The sequence below is a fragment of the Streptomyces sp. NPDC002680 genome (assembly GCF_042889145.1).
Taxonomy (GTDB): domain Bacteria; phylum Actinomycetota; class Actinomycetes; order Streptomycetales; family Streptomycetaceae; genus Streptomyces; species Streptomyces adonidis.
The window spans coordinates 100,565-115,974 of sequence record NZ_JBIAQP010000023.1; the positions used below are offsets into that span (position 1 = coordinate 100,565).

12 protein-coding genes are annotated in these 15,410 nt (G+C 72.2%); 9 read left to right on the forward strand and 3 right to left on the reverse strand.

Annotated features, from left to right (window positions below):
• Position 1: 1 nt before the first annotated feature.
• The gene (locus tag ACFYXF_RS43805; protein ID WP_389358418.1) at positions 2-1,354 is read right to left on the reverse strand and encodes an SWIM zinc finger family protein; all 1,353 of its coding nucleotides are present in this window, start codon (positions 1,352-1,354) and stop codon (positions 2-4) included.
• Between the two features lie 167 nt (positions 1,355-1,521).
• Here ACFYXF_RS43805 and ACFYXF_RS43810 point away from each other — a divergent pair, with 167 nt between their 5' ends.
• The 7 genes from ACFYXF_RS43810 to sucD all read left to right on the forward strand — a co-directional run bounded on the left by ACFYXF_RS43810 (position 1,522) and on the right by sucD (position 10,477).
• Positions 1,522-2,667, forward strand: coding sequence for an AAA family ATPase (locus ACFYXF_RS43810; RefSeq protein WP_389358420.1), 1,146 nt, complete (start codon positions 1,522-1,524; stop codon positions 2,665-2,667).
• Positions 2,664-2,807 carry a hypothetical protein gene (locus ACFYXF_RS43815; protein ID WP_389358422.1) on the forward strand — a complete coding sequence of 48 codons (144 nt, stop codon included), beginning with the start codon at positions 2,664-2,666 and terminating at the stop codon, positions 2,805-2,807. The genes ACFYXF_RS43810 and ACFYXF_RS43815 overlap by 4 nt, the downstream gene beginning before the upstream one ends.
• Positions 2,804-5,539: a DUF5682 family protein gene (locus ACFYXF_RS43820; RefSeq protein ID WP_389358424.1), complete on the forward strand. Its 2,736-nt coding sequence runs from the start codon at positions 2,804-2,806 to the stop codon at positions 5,537-5,539. Before ACFYXF_RS43815 ends, ACFYXF_RS43820 begins: the two co-directional genes overlap by 4 nt.
• Complete coding sequence (locus ACFYXF_RS43825) at positions 5,536-6,711, forward strand: VWA domain-containing protein (protein ID WP_389358426.1); 1,176 nt, start codon at positions 5,536-5,538, stop codon at positions 6,709-6,711. The genes ACFYXF_RS43820 and ACFYXF_RS43825 overlap by 4 nt, the downstream gene beginning before the upstream one ends.
• 138 nt (positions 6,712-6,849) lie before the next feature.
• A complete protein-coding gene (locus ACFYXF_RS43830) occupies positions 6,850-7,719 on the forward strand; it encodes a hypothetical protein (RefSeq protein ID WP_389358428.1) in 870 nt (289 codons plus the stop codon).
• Between the two features lie 673 nt (positions 7,720-8,392).
• Positions 8,393-9,571 (forward strand): ADP-forming succinate--CoA ligase subunit beta, encoded by a 1,179-nt coding sequence (gene sucC / locus ACFYXF_RS43835; RefSeq protein ID WP_389358430.1) that lies wholly within the window; start codon positions 8,393-8,395, stop codon positions 9,569-9,571.
• A gap of 21 nt (positions 9,572-9,592) precedes the next feature.
• Positions 9,593-10,477: a succinate--CoA ligase subunit alpha gene (gene sucD, locus ACFYXF_RS43840; protein ID WP_389358432.1), complete on the forward strand. Its 885-nt coding sequence runs from the start codon at positions 9,593-9,595 to the stop codon at positions 10,475-10,477.
• Positions 10,478-10,835: 358 nt separating this feature from the next.
• On the opposite strand, the gene ACFYXF_RS43845 is transcribed toward sucD, so the two are convergent.
• Positions 10,836-11,858, reverse strand: coding sequence for a helix-turn-helix domain-containing protein (locus ACFYXF_RS43845; protein WP_389358434.1), 1,023 nt, complete (start codon positions 11,856-11,858; stop codon positions 10,836-10,838).
• A 97-nt stretch (positions 11,859-11,955) separates the two neighbouring features.
• On the opposite strand from ACFYXF_RS43845, the gene ACFYXF_RS43850 reads away from it, so the two are divergent.
• Positions 11,956-13,656 carry a DUF6350 family protein gene (locus ACFYXF_RS43850; protein ID WP_389358436.1) on the forward strand — a complete coding sequence of 567 codons (1,701 nt, stop codon included), beginning with the start codon at positions 11,956-11,958 and terminating at the stop codon, positions 13,654-13,656.
• A gap of 24 nt (positions 13,657-13,680) precedes the next feature.
• On the opposite strand, the gene ACFYXF_RS43855 is transcribed toward ACFYXF_RS43850, so the two are convergent.
• Positions 13,681-14,484 carry a hypothetical protein gene (locus ACFYXF_RS43855; RefSeq protein ID WP_389358438.1) on the reverse strand — a complete coding sequence of 268 codons (804 nt, stop codon included), beginning with the start codon at positions 14,482-14,484 and terminating at the stop codon, positions 13,681-13,683.
• 289 nt (positions 14,485-14,773) lie between these two features.
• Between ACFYXF_RS43855 and purN the strand changes: the two genes are divergently transcribed.
• A complete protein-coding gene (purN, locus tag ACFYXF_RS43860; protein WP_389358440.1) occupies positions 14,774-15,403 on the forward strand; it encodes a phosphoribosylglycinamide formyltransferase in 630 nt (209 codons plus the stop codon).
• Positions 15,404-15,410 lie beyond the last annotated feature (7 nt).

Here is a 15,410-nt window from a genome sequence, read left to right on the forward strand (position 1 = left end):
CTCAGCACAGCGGTACCGCCTGGTCCGCCGTGCCCGCCGGCCAGGCCGTCAGGGGAGTGAAACCCTGGTGGCCGCATTCGCCGAAGACCGTCACCGGGGCGCCGCCCGAGAGGGCGATCAGGCGCCACAGGCCGGGGTGGGCGATGGCGGAGGGGGACAGGGGCAGTGCCAAGTCGGTTTCGGCGTCTGCCAGTTGCCAGGAGTCGCCGGCCGGGACGGGTATGACCCGGTCCAGCGTCACCGGGACGGAGTCCAGCCAGGGGTCGGCGCGCAGTGCCTCCCCGTAGCGCTCCGCCGCCTGCGTGGTTGTCGTTCCCGGCGGACGTACGTTCGTGGGCGCGGGTGCGGTGAATCGCTCGCCCAGGGCCGAGCGCTGTTGCCCGGCGCCGGGATACGCGGAGACCTCTGCCTCGAACGCCAGGCCGACCGGCAGCGCCAGTTCGGGGGCGCGGCCTGCCGCTCCGAACGAGAGGAGCAGGGCTGTGCGGCCCGACTCCGTGCCGTGCAGCCAGATTCTGCGGGTCGTCAGGCGGGCGTCGGCCGTCTCGTACTGGGCGAGGACCAGCCACTGGTCGCGTACCGGCGGGCCGTCCGCCGAGCCGGGCAGGCCGATCCGGGACCGTACCGTCGCCGCCAGACCGTCCGGCAGCTCCTCCCGGCGCAGCCAGCCCTGGTCTAGGAGGTGGAGCAGCGCGCACTCCTCCAGCAGCCTCATCGGCCAGCCCGGACCGGACGCCGGGATCGCCCCCAACTCTCTTACGCGCGAGGCCAGTCCGGGGGCCTGCGCGTCGATCATGCGGGCCGCCGTCTCCTCCCACAGCCCGTACCCCGCCTGCTCCGCCGTGGCCACGCCACCGCGCAGCAGGTCGGCGAGGCGCTGCTCAAGCTCCGTCGCCCCGGCCGTGATCCGCTCGGCGCGGCGCTCCGCCCTGCGCCGCGCCGCCTCCGGATCACCGGACCCGGAGCCACCTGCCTCCGCCGCCCGCTTTTCTCCCGCACGCTTCCGCCGCCCCGCCAGCCACTCCTCCGCCCAGCCCGGCGCCTCCCCTCGCGGCACCGCGCCGTCCCCGCCCGCCCAGAGCAGCAGCAGCCCGAGGGCGTGCTTGCACGGGAACTTGCGGCTCGGACAACTGCACTTGTACGCGGGCCCGGTGGCGTCCGCGATGTCGACGACCGTCTGATACGGCTTGCTGCCACTGCCCTTGCACAGCCCCCACACCGTCCCCTCGTCAGAACTGCCGGCCTCGGACCACGGTCCGGCCGCGCCGAGTTTGCTTCCCGCTTTGCGTGACGAGACGTCAGGCGCCAGTGCCAGCACCTGATCCGCCGTCCAGCGCACCCCCTGCTGAGTCATGACATCGAAGGTAGGTCCCGGCACTGACAATCGGTCCTCGCAGCGATCACCGCTCAACCCTCGACATGGCGTTTTCACAGGTCAGAACGCGTTGTCAGTGGCGTGGTGCAGTGTGGTCACCAGATCCGAACGGGCCAAGACCGGCCGAGCTGGAGGGGGACCGAGCCATGCCTGTTTCCGCTGAACCGACATCCGTCGACCCGAGTCGAGAGCAGTCCGCTCACGCGAACAAGACGGAAGAACTGCGGCCGCACGCCGAGGACGCCTTCGCCGCCGAACTCGCGGCGCTGGCAGCGCAGGACGACCGTCCGCGCCCGGCACGCTGGAAGCTGTCGCCGTGGGCCGTGGCGACGTATCTGCAAGGCGGCACCCTGCCGGACGGCACGGTGATCACACCGAAGTACGTGGGCCCGCGCCGCATCGTCGAGGTCGCCGTCACGACCCTCGCGACCGATCGTGCCCTGCTCCTGCTCGGCGTTCCCGGCACGGCGAAGACCTGGGTGTCCGAGCATCTGGCGGCGGCGGTCAGCGGCGACTCGACGCTGCTGGTCCAGGGCACGGCCGGCACACCGGAGGAGGCGATCCGGTACGGCTGGAACTACGCGGAGCTGCTCGCGCACGGTCCGAGCCGTGCCGCCCTCGTCCCCAGCCCCGTCATGCGGGCGATGGCGGAGGGGATGACGGCCCGGGTGGAGGAACTGACCCGTATCCCGGCCGACGTACAGGACACGCTGATCACGATCCTGTCGGAGAAGAACCTGCCGATACCGGAGTTGGGGCAGGAGGTGCAGGCGGTTCGCGGGTTCAATCTGATCGCCACGGCCAACGACCGCGACCGGGGGGTCAACGAGCTGTCCAGCGCCCTGCGCCGCCGCTTCAACACGGTCGTGCTGCCGCTGCCCGAGAGCGCCGACGCCGAGGTCGACATCGTCTCGCGCCGGGTGGACCAGATCGGCCGCTCGCTCGACCTGCCGGCCGTGCCGGACGGCGTCGACGAGATCCGCCGCGTCGTGACCGTCTTCCGTGAACTGCGCGACGGCATCACGTCGGACGGCCGTACGAAGCTGAAGTCGCCCAGCAGCACGCTGTCCACCGCCGAGGCGATCTCGGTCGTCACCAACGGCCTGGCCCTGGCGGCCCACTTCGGCGACGGCGTCCTGCAGGCCTCCGACGTCGCCGCGGGCATCCTCGGCGCCGTCGTCCGCGATCCGGCGGCCGACCGGGTCGTCTGGCAGGAGTACCTGGAGGCGGTGGTCCGCGAACGCGACGGCTGGAAGGACTTCTACCGGGCGTGCCGGGAGGTGAGCGCGTGAACTGCATGGTTGGTGCGGGTGTACGGGGGCGGGTGTACGCGATGTCGGTGGGAGGCGGTTCGGTGTCCGTGGAGGTCGGTGCGGTGAGCGGGGCGTACGGCGACGACGACACGCTGTGGCCCAAGAGGGGGCTGGTGTGACGGACGTCGAGGGGGAGGACCGTGGTGGGAGGTCCGGCGGAGGGCCCCTGCTGCTCGGTGTGCGGCATCACGGGCCCGGGTCGGCGCGGGCGGTGCGGGCCGCGTTGGCGGCGGCGCGGCCGGCGATCCTACTGATCGAGGGGCCGCCCGAGGCCGACGCCCTGATCCCGCTGGCCGCCGACGAGGACATGCGACCGCCGGTCGCCCTGCTGGCCCACGCGGTGGACGAACCCGGCTGCTCGGCGTTCTGGCCGCTGGCCGAGTTCTCCCCGGAGTGGGTGGCGATCCGCTGGGCCCTGGACCACGGGGTACCCGCCCGCTTCATCGACCTTCCCGCGACGCACACGCTGGCGTGGGGGAGCGAGGAGGAGAAGGACGAGAAGGAGAAGGAGGGCGGGACGAGGGAGGAGGGGGACGGCGTCGGCGATCCGGCCTCCGACACGGACACGGACACGGACACGGACACCGAGGCCGAGGTGCGGGTCGATCCGCTCGCCGTGCTCGCGCGGGCCGGTGGTTACGACGATCCGGAGCGCTGGTGGGAGGACGTCGTCGAGCACCGGGGGGTGGGGGATGGCGACGCGTTCGCTCCCTTCGAGGTGCTCGAAGAGGCCATGGGCGCGCTGCGGGAGGTGTACGGGACCGGGGGCCACGACCGGGATCCGGTCCGGGAGGCGTACATGCGGCTCCAGGTGCGGGCGGCGCAAAGGGAGTTCGGGGACGCGGCGGTGGCCGTCGTGTGCGGGGCCTGGCATGTGCCCGCGCTGCGGCGGAAGGGTGCCGTCGCCGCCGACCGGGCGCTGCTGAAGGGGCTGCCCAAGGTCAAGGTGGACGTGACCTGGGTGCCGTGGACGCATCGCAGGCTGGCGCGGGCCAGCGGGTACGGGGCGGGCATCGACTCGCCCGGCTGGTACGGGCATCTGTTCGGGGCCCGGGACCGGCCGGTCGAGCGGTGGATGACCAAGGTGGCCGGGCTGCTGCGCGACGAGGACAGGATGGTCTCCTCGGCGCACGTCATCGAGGCGGTGCGGCTGGCGGAGACGCTCGCCGCGATGCGGGGGCGCCCGCTGCCGGGGCTGACCGAGACGACCGATGCCATGCGGGCGGTGATGTGTGAAGGGTCGGACGTACCGCTGGCCCTGGTGCAGGACCGGCTTGTCGTCGGGGACGTCCTCGGGGAGGTCCCGGAGTCGGCGCCCGCCGTGCCGTTGCAGCGGGACCTGACACGGCTTCAGCGCCGGCTGCGGCTCAAACCGGAGGCGCTGGAACGGGAGTTGGAACTCGACCTGCGCAAGGAGACCGACGCCGCGCGCAGTCGGCTGCTGCACCGGCTGCGACTGCTCGGCATCGGCTGGGGCGAACCGGCGGCGTCGCGCGGCAGCACCGGGACGTTCCGGGAGACGTGGCGGCTGCGGTGGGAGCCGGAGCTGGCGGTACGGGTCGCCGAGGCCGGTGTGTGGGGGACGACCGTGCTCTCGGCGGCGACCGCCAGGGCGGAGGCCGACGCCGTCGGAGCGGGCTCGCTGGCCGACGTGACCGCACTCGCCGAGCGCTGTCTGCTCGCCGAACTGTCCGACGCGCTCCCCGTGGTGATGCGCGTCCTCGCCGACCGGGCGGCCCTCGACGCGGACGTGGGCCATCTCGCCCAGGCTCTGCCCGCACTGGTCCGGTCCCTGCGCTACGGCGACGTACGCGGCACGGACACCCAGGCGCTGGCCGAGGTCGCGGCAGGCCTCGCCGAACGCGTCTTCGTCGGCCTGCCCCCGGCCTGCGCCGCGCTCGACACGGACGCGGCGGAGGAGATGCGGCGCCATGTGGACGCGGTGCACGGGGCGGTGGGGTTGCTCGGCGAGGCGGCGGCACCTACTCCGGCGCCGGATACGGACACAGCTCCGGCACCGGGGCTGTCTTCGGCAGGTGGTACGGCTGCTGTCGGGGCCTCCGGGGACGGCGTACCCGCGGGCGGCGCTACCGGGATCCCCGCGAGCATCCCCGGCTCCGGGGAGTCCGAAGAGTCCGAGGCTCCTGGCGGTCCTGCGAATGCCGACGCTGACACCGTGGCGGGTGACTCCGCGCCGGAGCAGCGCGGCGAGTTGCGGAGCCGTGGGGACGGTGTTGGGGCCGAGGGGGGTCTTGCGGGCGTCGACGCGGATGCTGCGGCGGATGTTGCCGTGCCGGGTAACCCCAGCCAGTTGCGGCAGCGCTGGCACTCCGTGCTCCGGGTTCTGTCCGCGCGGGACAGTGTGGCCGGGGTGGTGCGTGGGCGGGCCGTTCGGTTGCTGTTGGACGATGGGGAGTTGGCGCAGGACGAGGCGGCCGTGCTCATGGGGCTCGTGCTGTCGCCGGGGACGGCGCCGGGGGACGCGGCCGCGTGGATCGAGGGGTTCGTCGGGGGCGGCTCCGGGGGCGGGATGCTGCTCGTGCACGACGGGCGGCTGCTCGGGCTGGTCGACGCCTGGCTCACCGGGGTGCCGGCGGAGGCGTTCACCGATGTGCTGCCGCTGCTGAGGCGCACCTTCTCGGCGTACGAGCCCGGGGTGCGCAGAACGTTGGGGGAACTGGTCCGGCGCGGTCCGGGCGAGCGGGGGAGTGCGGTGGCCGGGGCCGCCGGTGTGCCGGGGTTCGCGCCCGACCTCGATGTCCGGCGGGCGGATGCCGTGTTGCCGGTGCTGCGACTGCTGCTGGGGGCCGAGGGGCTCCACGACAACGACCTTGTGGGGGTGGGGACATGACGACGGTGACCGAGTCGGTCGATCCGGCACAGGAGCGGCTGCGGCGGTGGCGGCTCGTGCTCGGGGGCGACGCGGCGGACGGTACCGGGTGCGCGCTCTCCGGGCAGGACGCAGCCATGGACGGGGCGCTCACCGCGCTCTACGGCAGAGGGGACGGGACCAAGGGGCGCGGAGGGCGGGACCGTTCGGCGGGGCTCGGGGCGTCCGCGCCGTCGGTCGCGCGGTGGCTCGGCGACATCCGGACGTACTTCCCGTCGTCCGTCGTCCAGGTCATGCAGCGGGACGCCATCGACCGGCTCGGGCTCTCCGCCCTGCTGCTGGAACCCGAGATGCTGGAGGCGGTCGAGGCGGACGTCCACCTCGTCGGCACGCTGCTCTCCCTCAACAAGGCGATGCCGGAGACGACGAAGGAGACGGCGAGGGCCGTTGTACGCAAGGTCGTTGAGGATCTCGAGAAGCGGCTCGCCACTCGGACCCGGGCCACGCTCAGCGGGGCGTTGGACCGCAGTGCCCGGATCAGCAGGCCGCGCCATCACGACATCGACTGGAACCGCACGATCGCGGCCAACCTCAAGCACTACCTCCCGGAGTACGGCACGATCGTGCCCGAGCGGCTCATCGGCTACGGGCGTGCCTCGCAGTCGGTGAAGAAGGAGGTCGTCCTCTGCATCGACCAGTCCGGGTCGATGGCGGCGTCGGTGGTGTACGCGTCGGTGTTCGGAGCCGTGTTGGCGTCCATGCGGTCGATCGACACACGGCTCGTCGTCTTCGACACGGCGGTCGTCGACCTCACCGACCAGCTCGACGATCCGGTGGACGTGCTGTTCGGTACGCAGCTCGGCGGCGGTACGGACATCAACAGGGCGCTCGCGTACTGCCAGTCGCAGATCACCCGGCCCGCCGAGACCGTCGTCGTGCTCATCAGCGACCTCTACGAGGGCGGCATACGCGACGAGATGCTGAAGCGGGTCGCCGCGATGAAGGCGTCCGGGGTGCAGTTCGTGACGCTGCTCGCGCTGTCGGACGAGGGGGCGCCCGCGTACGACAGGGAGCACGCGGCGGCACTCGCGGCGCTGGGCGCACCGGCGTTCGCCTGCACGCCCGATCTGTTCCCGGACATCATGGCCGCGGCGATCGAGAAGCGTCCGCTGCCGATACCCGACACCGAGTGAGGTGAGTGGGGCGGGGGCGACTCCGGTCGGCAAAACGGACATGAGTGAGCATCGGTACGGGGGGCTTGCGCGACCTCGGGAGGGGCGTGCGAGGATCGGCGCCCACCCAGTCCTGCCGCCGCCCGGAGGCCCCTCCCCTTGAACTGGCCAGCCGCCCTGTCCATTGCCGTACTGCGCGTGACGCGTACGGCGGTAGGGCGGCGTGCGCTGCAAGTGGCCGTGCTGGTGGGCGGGTTGTTCGTGTTCGGGTTCCTGTGCGGGGAGCGGGCGCATGCGGCGGAGGGCGCGCCGTTGCCCCTCGGACAGGTTCAGGACCAGGTTCTGCGGGTGACGGATTCGTTGGCCGAGCCGGTCAAGGCGGTCAAGCCGGTAGTGCCGGTCAAGCCGGTTGTGCCGTCCGCCGTCGAGGAAACCGTCGACAAGGTCGTACAGCCGGTCGGTGGGCTGGTGGAGACCGTCACCGAGAAGCTGGCGGAGGTAACGGCGCAAGTGCCGACGTTGCCTGCGCTTCCGGGACTCCCAGACCTTCCCGTGCTTCCGGGTGCGCCCGCCTCGCCCACCGTCCCCTCTTCCCCTGCCGCGCCCGTTCCTCCAGCGTCGTCCGTTTCTCCTGCCTCGCCCGCCTCCCCCACTTCTCCCTCGTTGCCGGAGAAGAGCCTGCCGACGACCGTTCTCCGGACGCACCAGGGCGGAGTTGCCCACGGGCCCCGGTTCGCCGTCCGGTCGGTCGTGGACAGCGGCAGCGTCGCGCAGGGCGGTGGGCCCGTCTCACGGGTGGCTGTGCGGCAGGTGCCCGGTGGGCTGCCGGGCGGGGTGCCGAACGGGGCGCTCGGTGAGCGGGCGGTCGTCGAGGCCAGTGGCTCCCGGCACGGTGCTGGGCACGGCGACGCGCATGCCGTCGCGTTGAGCCGGCGGGCGCCGGTGCGGCTCGTACCGGGGGTCGCCCCGGTCGCCGCCGGTGTCGAGGCCCGGGACAGGTACCGGGCCGTTCCTGTCTTCCCCGGTTAGGACCGGGGACCTTCTCCGTTCCGTCCCCGTGCGCGTGAATTCGCGCCGTGCGTGACGTGAACGGAGCCTGCGACGACTGCACGGAGTGCCAGTCCGGTGACCGCCTTCCGCGCACCCGACCTTCGCGCAACCGACGTCCGCGCGCATGGCCTCCGTACGCCTGATCCCTGCACACACGACCCCTGTACGCCCGACTTCCGCGCGCCTGACGTGCGGATCTTTCGGACTCCGTCAGGAAAGCCCCGTACGGCCGAATGCCATCGGTCCGGGCGGGGCGGGCCCGGCGGACGGCGGTGAGTGGCTCCCAAAGGGGTGGGGACCGCTTGCCGGAGGACCGTCAAAGCCGTTGGCGGGCCTTCCAGAGGCCTCACCGGGCCTACCCCAGCCCGGTGAGGCCTCACCTTTGCACCCGTAACCGCATCTAAGCCCCTCCCGAGCGCCCGCACAGGGGTCCGCCGACGGCCGTGAATGGCACTCTGTGACAGGTATCACCGCTCAGGTGTGATTCCTGATTTAGGGACCTGCGGGGTGCGGCGATAACCTGCGAGACGGACATGCCGCGCGCTCGGACACCGTGTGCGCCACCCTTGTGACACAGCGGACGTCACGTTGCCCTTCGCGGCACGCCCACGCATCCAACGAACCGCGAGATCACTGATAGGGACGGACGCGCGTGGACCTGTTCGAGTACCAGGCGAGGGACCTCTTCGCCAAGCACGGTGTACCGGTGCTGGCCGGTGAAGTCATCGACACGCCTGAGGCGGCGCGCGCGGCGACCGAGCGCCTGGGCGGCAAGTCCGTCGTCAAGGCGCAGGTGAAGGTCGGTGGGCGTGGAAAGGCCGGCGGCGTGAAGCTCGCCGCCACCCCGGACGAGGCCGTCGCCCGCGCGACGGACATCCTCGGCATGGACATCAAGGGCCACACGGTCCACAAGGTGATGATCGCCGAGACCGCGCCCGAGATCGTCGAGGAGTACTACGTCTCGTACCTCCTCGACCGTACGAACCGCACCTTCCTCGCCATGGCGTCCGTCCAGGGCGGCGTGGAGATCGAGGTCGTCGCGGAGGAGAACCCCGAGGCCCTCGCGAAGGTCCCGGTCGACGCCAACGAGGGCGTGAGCATCGAGAAGGCCCGTGAGATCGCCGCGCAGGCGAAGTTCCCGGCCGAGGTCGCGGAGCAGGTCGCCGAGATCCTCGTGACGCTGTGGGACACCTTCATCAAGGAGGACGCCCTCCTCGTCGAGGTCAACCCCCTCGCGAAGGTCGCCTCCGGCAAGGTCATCGCCCTCGACGGCAAGGTCTCCCTCGACGAGAACGCGGAGTTCCGTCAGCCGGAGCACGCGGCCCTTGAGGACAAGGACGCGGCCAACCCGCTGGAGGCCGCCGCCAAGGCCAAGAACCTCAACTACGTCAAGCTCGACGGTGAGGTCGGCATCATCGGCAACGGCGCGGGTCTCGTCATGAGCACCCTCGACGTGGTCGCGTACGCCGGTGAGAACCACGGTGGCGTGAAGCCGGCCAACTTCCTCGACATCGGTGGTGGCGCCTCCGCCGCCGTCATGGCGAACGGCCTGGAGATCATCCTGGGCGACCCCGACGTCAAGTCGGTCTTCGTCAACGTCTTCGGCGGCATCACCGCGTGCGACGAGGTCGCCAACGGCATCGTGCAGGCGCTGCAGCTGCTCGCGGACAAGGGTGAGGAAGTCTCCAAGCCCCTCGTCGTCCGCCTCGACGGCAACAACGCCGAGCTGGGTCGCAAGATCCTCTCCGACGCCAACCACCCGCTGGTCCAGCGCGTGGACACCATGGACGGTGCGGCCGACAAGGCCGCCGAGCTCGCGGCTGCGAAGTAAGGAAGAGGGACAGACACAGCCATGGCTATCTTCCTCGACAAAGACTCCAAGATCATCGTCCAGGGCATGACCGGTGCCACGGGCATGAAGCACACCAAGCTCATGCTGGCGGACGGCTCCAACATCGTCGGTGGTGTGAACCCGCGCAAGGCGGGCACGTCCGTCGACATCGACGGCAACGAGATCCCGGTGTTCGGCACGGTCGCCGAGGCGATCGAGAAGACGGGCGCGAACGTATCGGTCCTCTTCGTACCGCCGGCCTTCGCCAAGGCCGCCGTGGTCGAGGCGATCGACGCGGAGATCCCGCTCGCGGTCGTCATCACCGAGGGCATCGCCGTCCACGACTCCGCCGCCTTCTGGGCGTACGCGAAGTCGAAGGGCAACAAGACCCGGATCATCGGCCCGAACTGTCCCGGGCTCATCACCCCGGGTCAGTCGAACGCCGGCATCATCCCGGGCGACATCACGAAGCCGGGCCGCATCGGTCTGGTCTCGAAGTCGGGCACGCTGACGTACCAGATGATGTACGAGCTGCGGGACATCGGCTTCTCGTCGGCCGTCGGTATCGGTGGCGACCCGGTCATCGGTACGACGCACATCGACGCGCTGGCCGCGTTCGAGGCGGACCCCGACACCGACCTGATCGTGATGATCGGTGAGATCGGTGGTGACGCGGAGGAGCGCGCCGCGGACTTCATCGCGAAGAACGTGACGAAGCCGGTTGTCGGTTACGTGGCTGGGTTCACCGCGCCCGAGGGCAAGACGATGGGCCACGCCGGTGCCATCGTCTCGGGCTCGTCGGGTACGGCTGCGGCCAAGAAGGAGGCCCTTGAGGCCGCCGGCGTCAAGGTCGGCAAGACGCCGACCGAGACGGCGAAGCTGGCGCGCGAGCTGCTCGCCGGCTGATGCCTCCTTGGCGGTACTGAGCTGAACGTCTGTGGGCCCGTTCCCCTTGCCGGGGGCGGGCCCACTGGCGTCGGTACAGGTGCCGTGGGATCACCGGGTACCCGGAGTCGGTGGCTGTGCCCACCCGTTCCGCCCCAGCGGAACGACTGCCCACAGCCGGGCGGGTGGCTGCTGCCCGCAGTCGGGTGGCTGGCCGCAGTCGGGCGGGCGGGGGTGGCCGCGGCTAGGCGGGTGGGTGGGTGCGGGACGATTGCCCGCAGCCGGGTGGGTGGCTGCTGCCCGCAGTCGGGCTGGGTGTCCAGGCCGGGCGGGGTGGGTGGGTGTGGGACGGCTGTCCGCGACAAGGTGTCGTCGAGGGCTATCGCATCTCCGGTGTCACCCTCTCCGGGCCGTTCTCGGTCTCGCCCCTCAGCTTCTTGCGGAGGGTCAGTTCTGTTCGGGACAAGGGGCCCGGGGCCGGGATCGGGGGGATCCCCTGGACCGATGCGCCGGGGGCCACCGCCGGCTCGTAGTGCGTGGGGGACGTGTGGAGGGTGAACGTGGTGGCGCCGATCAGGGCGATGGTGAAGGCGATCGCCGCGTGGGTCCAGTTGCGGGCTCGGCGTTCGCTGCCCGCGCGGACGGCTGACGGGCGGGCGGCTCGTAGGCGGGCGTGGGTGGCCAGGCCCGACAGGCGGGTCGAGAGGTGGGTCGGGTCCCCCAACTCCGGTAGCCGGGCCGCCACCGCCTCGCGGGCGTGGAGGACGCGGTTCGCCGCTGCCGGGGTGCTCGCCTCCGTCTCCGCCGCCGTTTCGGGTAGGCCCAGGCCCACACCGTCGTACAGGAGCAGGGTGCGGCGGTACGGCGGGGGGAGTTTCAGGAGCGCGGAGAGCAGCGCGCGGTCGGTCGGGTCGGCGGGCGGGGCCTCCGGGTGGCGGTGGCGGGCGCGGAAGCGGTGCCAGGGGGAGAGGGCGCAGTCGTACGCCATGGCGCGGACCCAGCCCGCCGGGTCCGGGTCCACCGCCACCTCGGGCCAGCGATGCCAAGCCAGCTGGAACGCCCGTTCGACGGACTCGCGCGCCAACTCCCGGCGCCCGGTGAGGAGATAGGTCTGCCGTACGAGGGCGGGGGCGCAGAACGCGTAGAGCGCGTCGAAGGCCTGAGCGGGCGTCAGGGCCGTCATGTCCTCCACGGGCGTCGCCGCCGGCGCCGCCGCCAGCAGGCTCGCGTACGTCTGTGCCTTGCGTCCGCGCGGTGTCGTACGGCCGTTCTCCCACGCGCGTACCGTCTCGCGGCTGACGCCCACCCGTTCGGCGACCTGAGCCTGCGTCAGTGACTGGGACTCGCGCAGGCGTCGGCGTTCGGAAGGTGGAGGCAGCGGGATGGTGGGGCTCTGCGTCACCGGAGACCCCTTCGCGCGAAAAGGTACATAAAATGCATTTTGAGTGACACGTCGTAAGTTCGCCTGTTACGCCCGGAAAGCGCGTGTCGTTGGGAGCATGGCGCTCGTGACCCAGACGACCGGCCGCCGGCTTCCCTTCCTGCCACTGCCTCTGTCCCCGCGCCTGCGCGTTCGGGTCCGGGACCGGGTCCGCGACCGGTTGCGTGACCGTCCTCCCGGGCTGGGCGCGGGTCTGCTCGGCGGCGCGGTCGCGGCCGGGCTCGGGCTCGGTTCGTTCGCCGTGCTCGTGATGGGGCTGTGGATCAGCTCGCCCTACCCGGACAGCGGACCCGACGGCGCACTGCACATCGCCGCCGCCCTCTGGCTCCTCGCCCACGGCGCCGAACTGATCCGCGCGGACGGCATCACCGGCGCCCCCGCCCCCGTCGGCGTCACCCCCCTCCTCCTGCTCGCCCTCCCGGTGTGGCTGCTGCACCGCGCCGCCCGTGACGCAGCCGAGGGCCCGGAGGAGGAGGGCGCGACGGGGGACGCGCCCCCCGTTCCCGCCCGCACTGCCTGGCTCGGGGTCGTCGCCGGGTATCTGACCGTCGGCGGAGGCGTCGCGCTGTACGCGGCCGGGGGCGGGCTGCGTCCCGACTGGGCCTGGACGGCCGTATGCGTGCCGCTGCTCGCCATGGCGGCGGCGGGCGCCGGGGTGTGGACGGCGTACGGCCGACCGTGCGCGCCCCTGTCGCCACGGGTGCTGTATTTGCTGCCCAGGTGGGTACGCCGGCGCATCCTGGACCCGGAGGTGCGGGGCCGGGTCCTGGCCGTCGGGCGGGCCGCCGGGGCCGGTACGGCCGTGCTCGTCGGGGGCGGGGCGCTGCTCGTGGCCGTGTCGCTGGTGGGGCATGGCGGAGCCGCCCGGGCCTCCTTCCTCCAGTTGACGGAGGCGTGGTCGGGGCGGATCGCCGTACTGCTGCTCTGTCTCGCCCTGATTCCGAACGCGGCCCTGTGGGGCGCGGCCTATGCCCTCGGGCCCGGTTTCGTGCTCGGCGCGGGCCGGGTCACGGGCCCGCTGGGTTCCGATCCGGCGCCGCTGCTGCCGCCGTTCCCGCTGCTGGCGGCGGTACCGGACGCCGGTCCGGGCACCCCGCTGACCTGGGCGGTCGCCGGGGTACCGGTGGCGGCCGGGCTGACGCTGGCCTGGTTCACGGCACGGGCGGCGGCCCCCGGCGGGGGAAGGGCGTCCTGGTCGGGCTGGCGTACCGCCGCGAACGCCGGCCTCGCCGCCGTCCTGTGCGCGGGCGCGCTGGCCGCGCTGGCCGGGCTCGCGGGCGGTCCGCTCGGCAGCGACGCCCTCGCGCACATCGGGCCGGGCTGGTGGCAGACGGGCGCGGCGACGCTGGCGTGGACGGCGACGGTCGCCGTACCGACAGCCGTGGGGCTGCGAGCATGGCGGCTGCGCGAGCGACGCCCGAAGGCCACAGGAGCCGGCGCAGGCACCCGCACCGACATCGGCACGCTGAAGCTGAGGCCCTCGGCGGCGCCCGCCGGGGCGAAGAAGCAGCATGGGGCGGCCGCCGCCACCGCCGACGACGCGTACGAGGCGAGCGACCCGTACGAGGCGGAGGCCGCGTACGACTTCCTCCCCCTCGACCTGCCGTCGCCGTCGCCCGCGTCGTCACTCTCGCCCTGGTACGACACCGCGTCCCGCGAGGCCCGCTGGGCGGCACTCAAGGAGGCGTCGGCGACACCCCCGCCGGATGAGCCGGAGGAGTCGGAGAAGCCGGAGAAGCCGGAAGAGAAACAGCCGTAGACGTAGCCGTATCCGCAGCCGTGGCTAGCCGTTCGTGCCGAACACGTCCCGCAGTTCCTTCGGGAGCAGGTCGTCGCACGCCTTCTTCGCGGTGTTCGTGAGGGCGTCGTTCGTGCACGTGTAGTAGTCGCGGTAGACGAACTGGAGGCTGAACGTCACGGCGACCATGGCGAGCGCCAGGGATGCCGTGACCAGCCCGCTGATCGCGGCCGTCCGCTGCTGCCGACCGCTACCGGGCGCGCCCGGCGGCGGTGCCGGAGTGTCCGGGTTCGGGGTGCGGGGCTTGGTGCGCAGGGCGCTGATGCCCCAGTGCAGGGCGAGCGCGCCGAGCAGCAGCGCCACGTACGGCCAGCTGAAGAGGGCGAAGAAGAAGGCCCACATACCGCACAGCAGTGCGTACCGCGCGCGGCGCTGGGCCGGGTCCGTCGGGTCCCAGCGCGGGTTGGTGCCCGGGCCGTCGCCCGGTCCCTCGGGACCGCCCTGTCCGCCCTGGCGGCCGGAGCGGTCGCCGAAGCCGCCCGGGGAACGGCCGGGCTGCCGGTCGCTCCACTGGTTGCCCCACGGGGAGTGCCCGTGCCCGCTGTCGTCGGACGAGTCGTCGCCCGCCGGACGCCGGGGCTGCCAGGGCTGGTCCGGGGTGCCCTCCGGCGGTGGGGCGAACGGGTTGTCGTCCTGGGCCGCGCTCTCCTGCCCGTCGCCGGTCGCACCGGTGTCGCCCTGGTCGCCGTTCTTCTTGCCCGAGGGCGCGTCGGGCGGCGACGCGGGGCGCTCCCGCAGCAGCACCGACTGCGGGGTGAGCGGGAGGAGTCGCAGGCTGCGGTCCGACATCAAGTGAGCGTCTTCCCCTTGTTGATTACAGCTTCGTTGATTACAGCTTCGGTTGGAGTCAGGGCCGTTTCGGCGTGAGCCGTCACCCAGTGAACGCACCGTATGACGACCGCGTTCCCGGACCGGCCCCTCCCAGACGCTACCTTCCGGCCACGCCCCCGTCCCGTGGGGGCTGTCCGGTGTGCCGGTATCGTTGCTGGCGGTCGGCCGCTTCGTAGACTTCCCCGTATCCGGGGGCGCGAAGCATTCGTACGACCGTACAAACGCTCCCCCGAGAAAGGGCCCCGTCGTGGCCGAGCCCCAGGCCGCCAAGCGCCTTGTCGTGCTGGTCTCCGGATCCGGTACGAATCTTCAGGCGCTCCTCGACGCCATCGCCGCCACCGGTGTCGGGGCCTACGGGGCCGAGATCGTCGCCGTCGGTGCCGACCGGGACGGCATCGAGGGGCTCGCGCGCGCGGAGCGGGCCGGGCTGCCGACCTTCGTGTGCCGGGTGAAGGACCACGCGACCCGGGCCGAGTGGGACGCGGCGCTCACCGGGGCGGTGGCCGCGTACGAACCCGATCTGGTCGTGTCCGCCGGGTTCATGAAGATCGTGGGCAAGGAGTTCCTGGCCCTGTTCGGCGGGCGCTTCGTCAACACGCATCCCGCCCTGTTGCCCAGTTTTCCGGGGGCCCACGGTGTTCGCGAGGCGCTCGCGTACGGCGTCAGGGTCACCGGCTGCACCGTCCACTTCGTCGACGACGGCGTCGACACCGGACCGATCATCGCTCAGGGCGCGGTGGAGATCCGGGACGAGGACGACGAGAGCGCTCTGCACGAGCGCATCAAGGAAGTCGAGCGAAGGCTGCTCGTCGATGTCGTGGGGCGGCTCGCCCGCAACGGCTATCGCATTGAGGGACGAAAGGTAGTTATCCAGTGACCGCCGA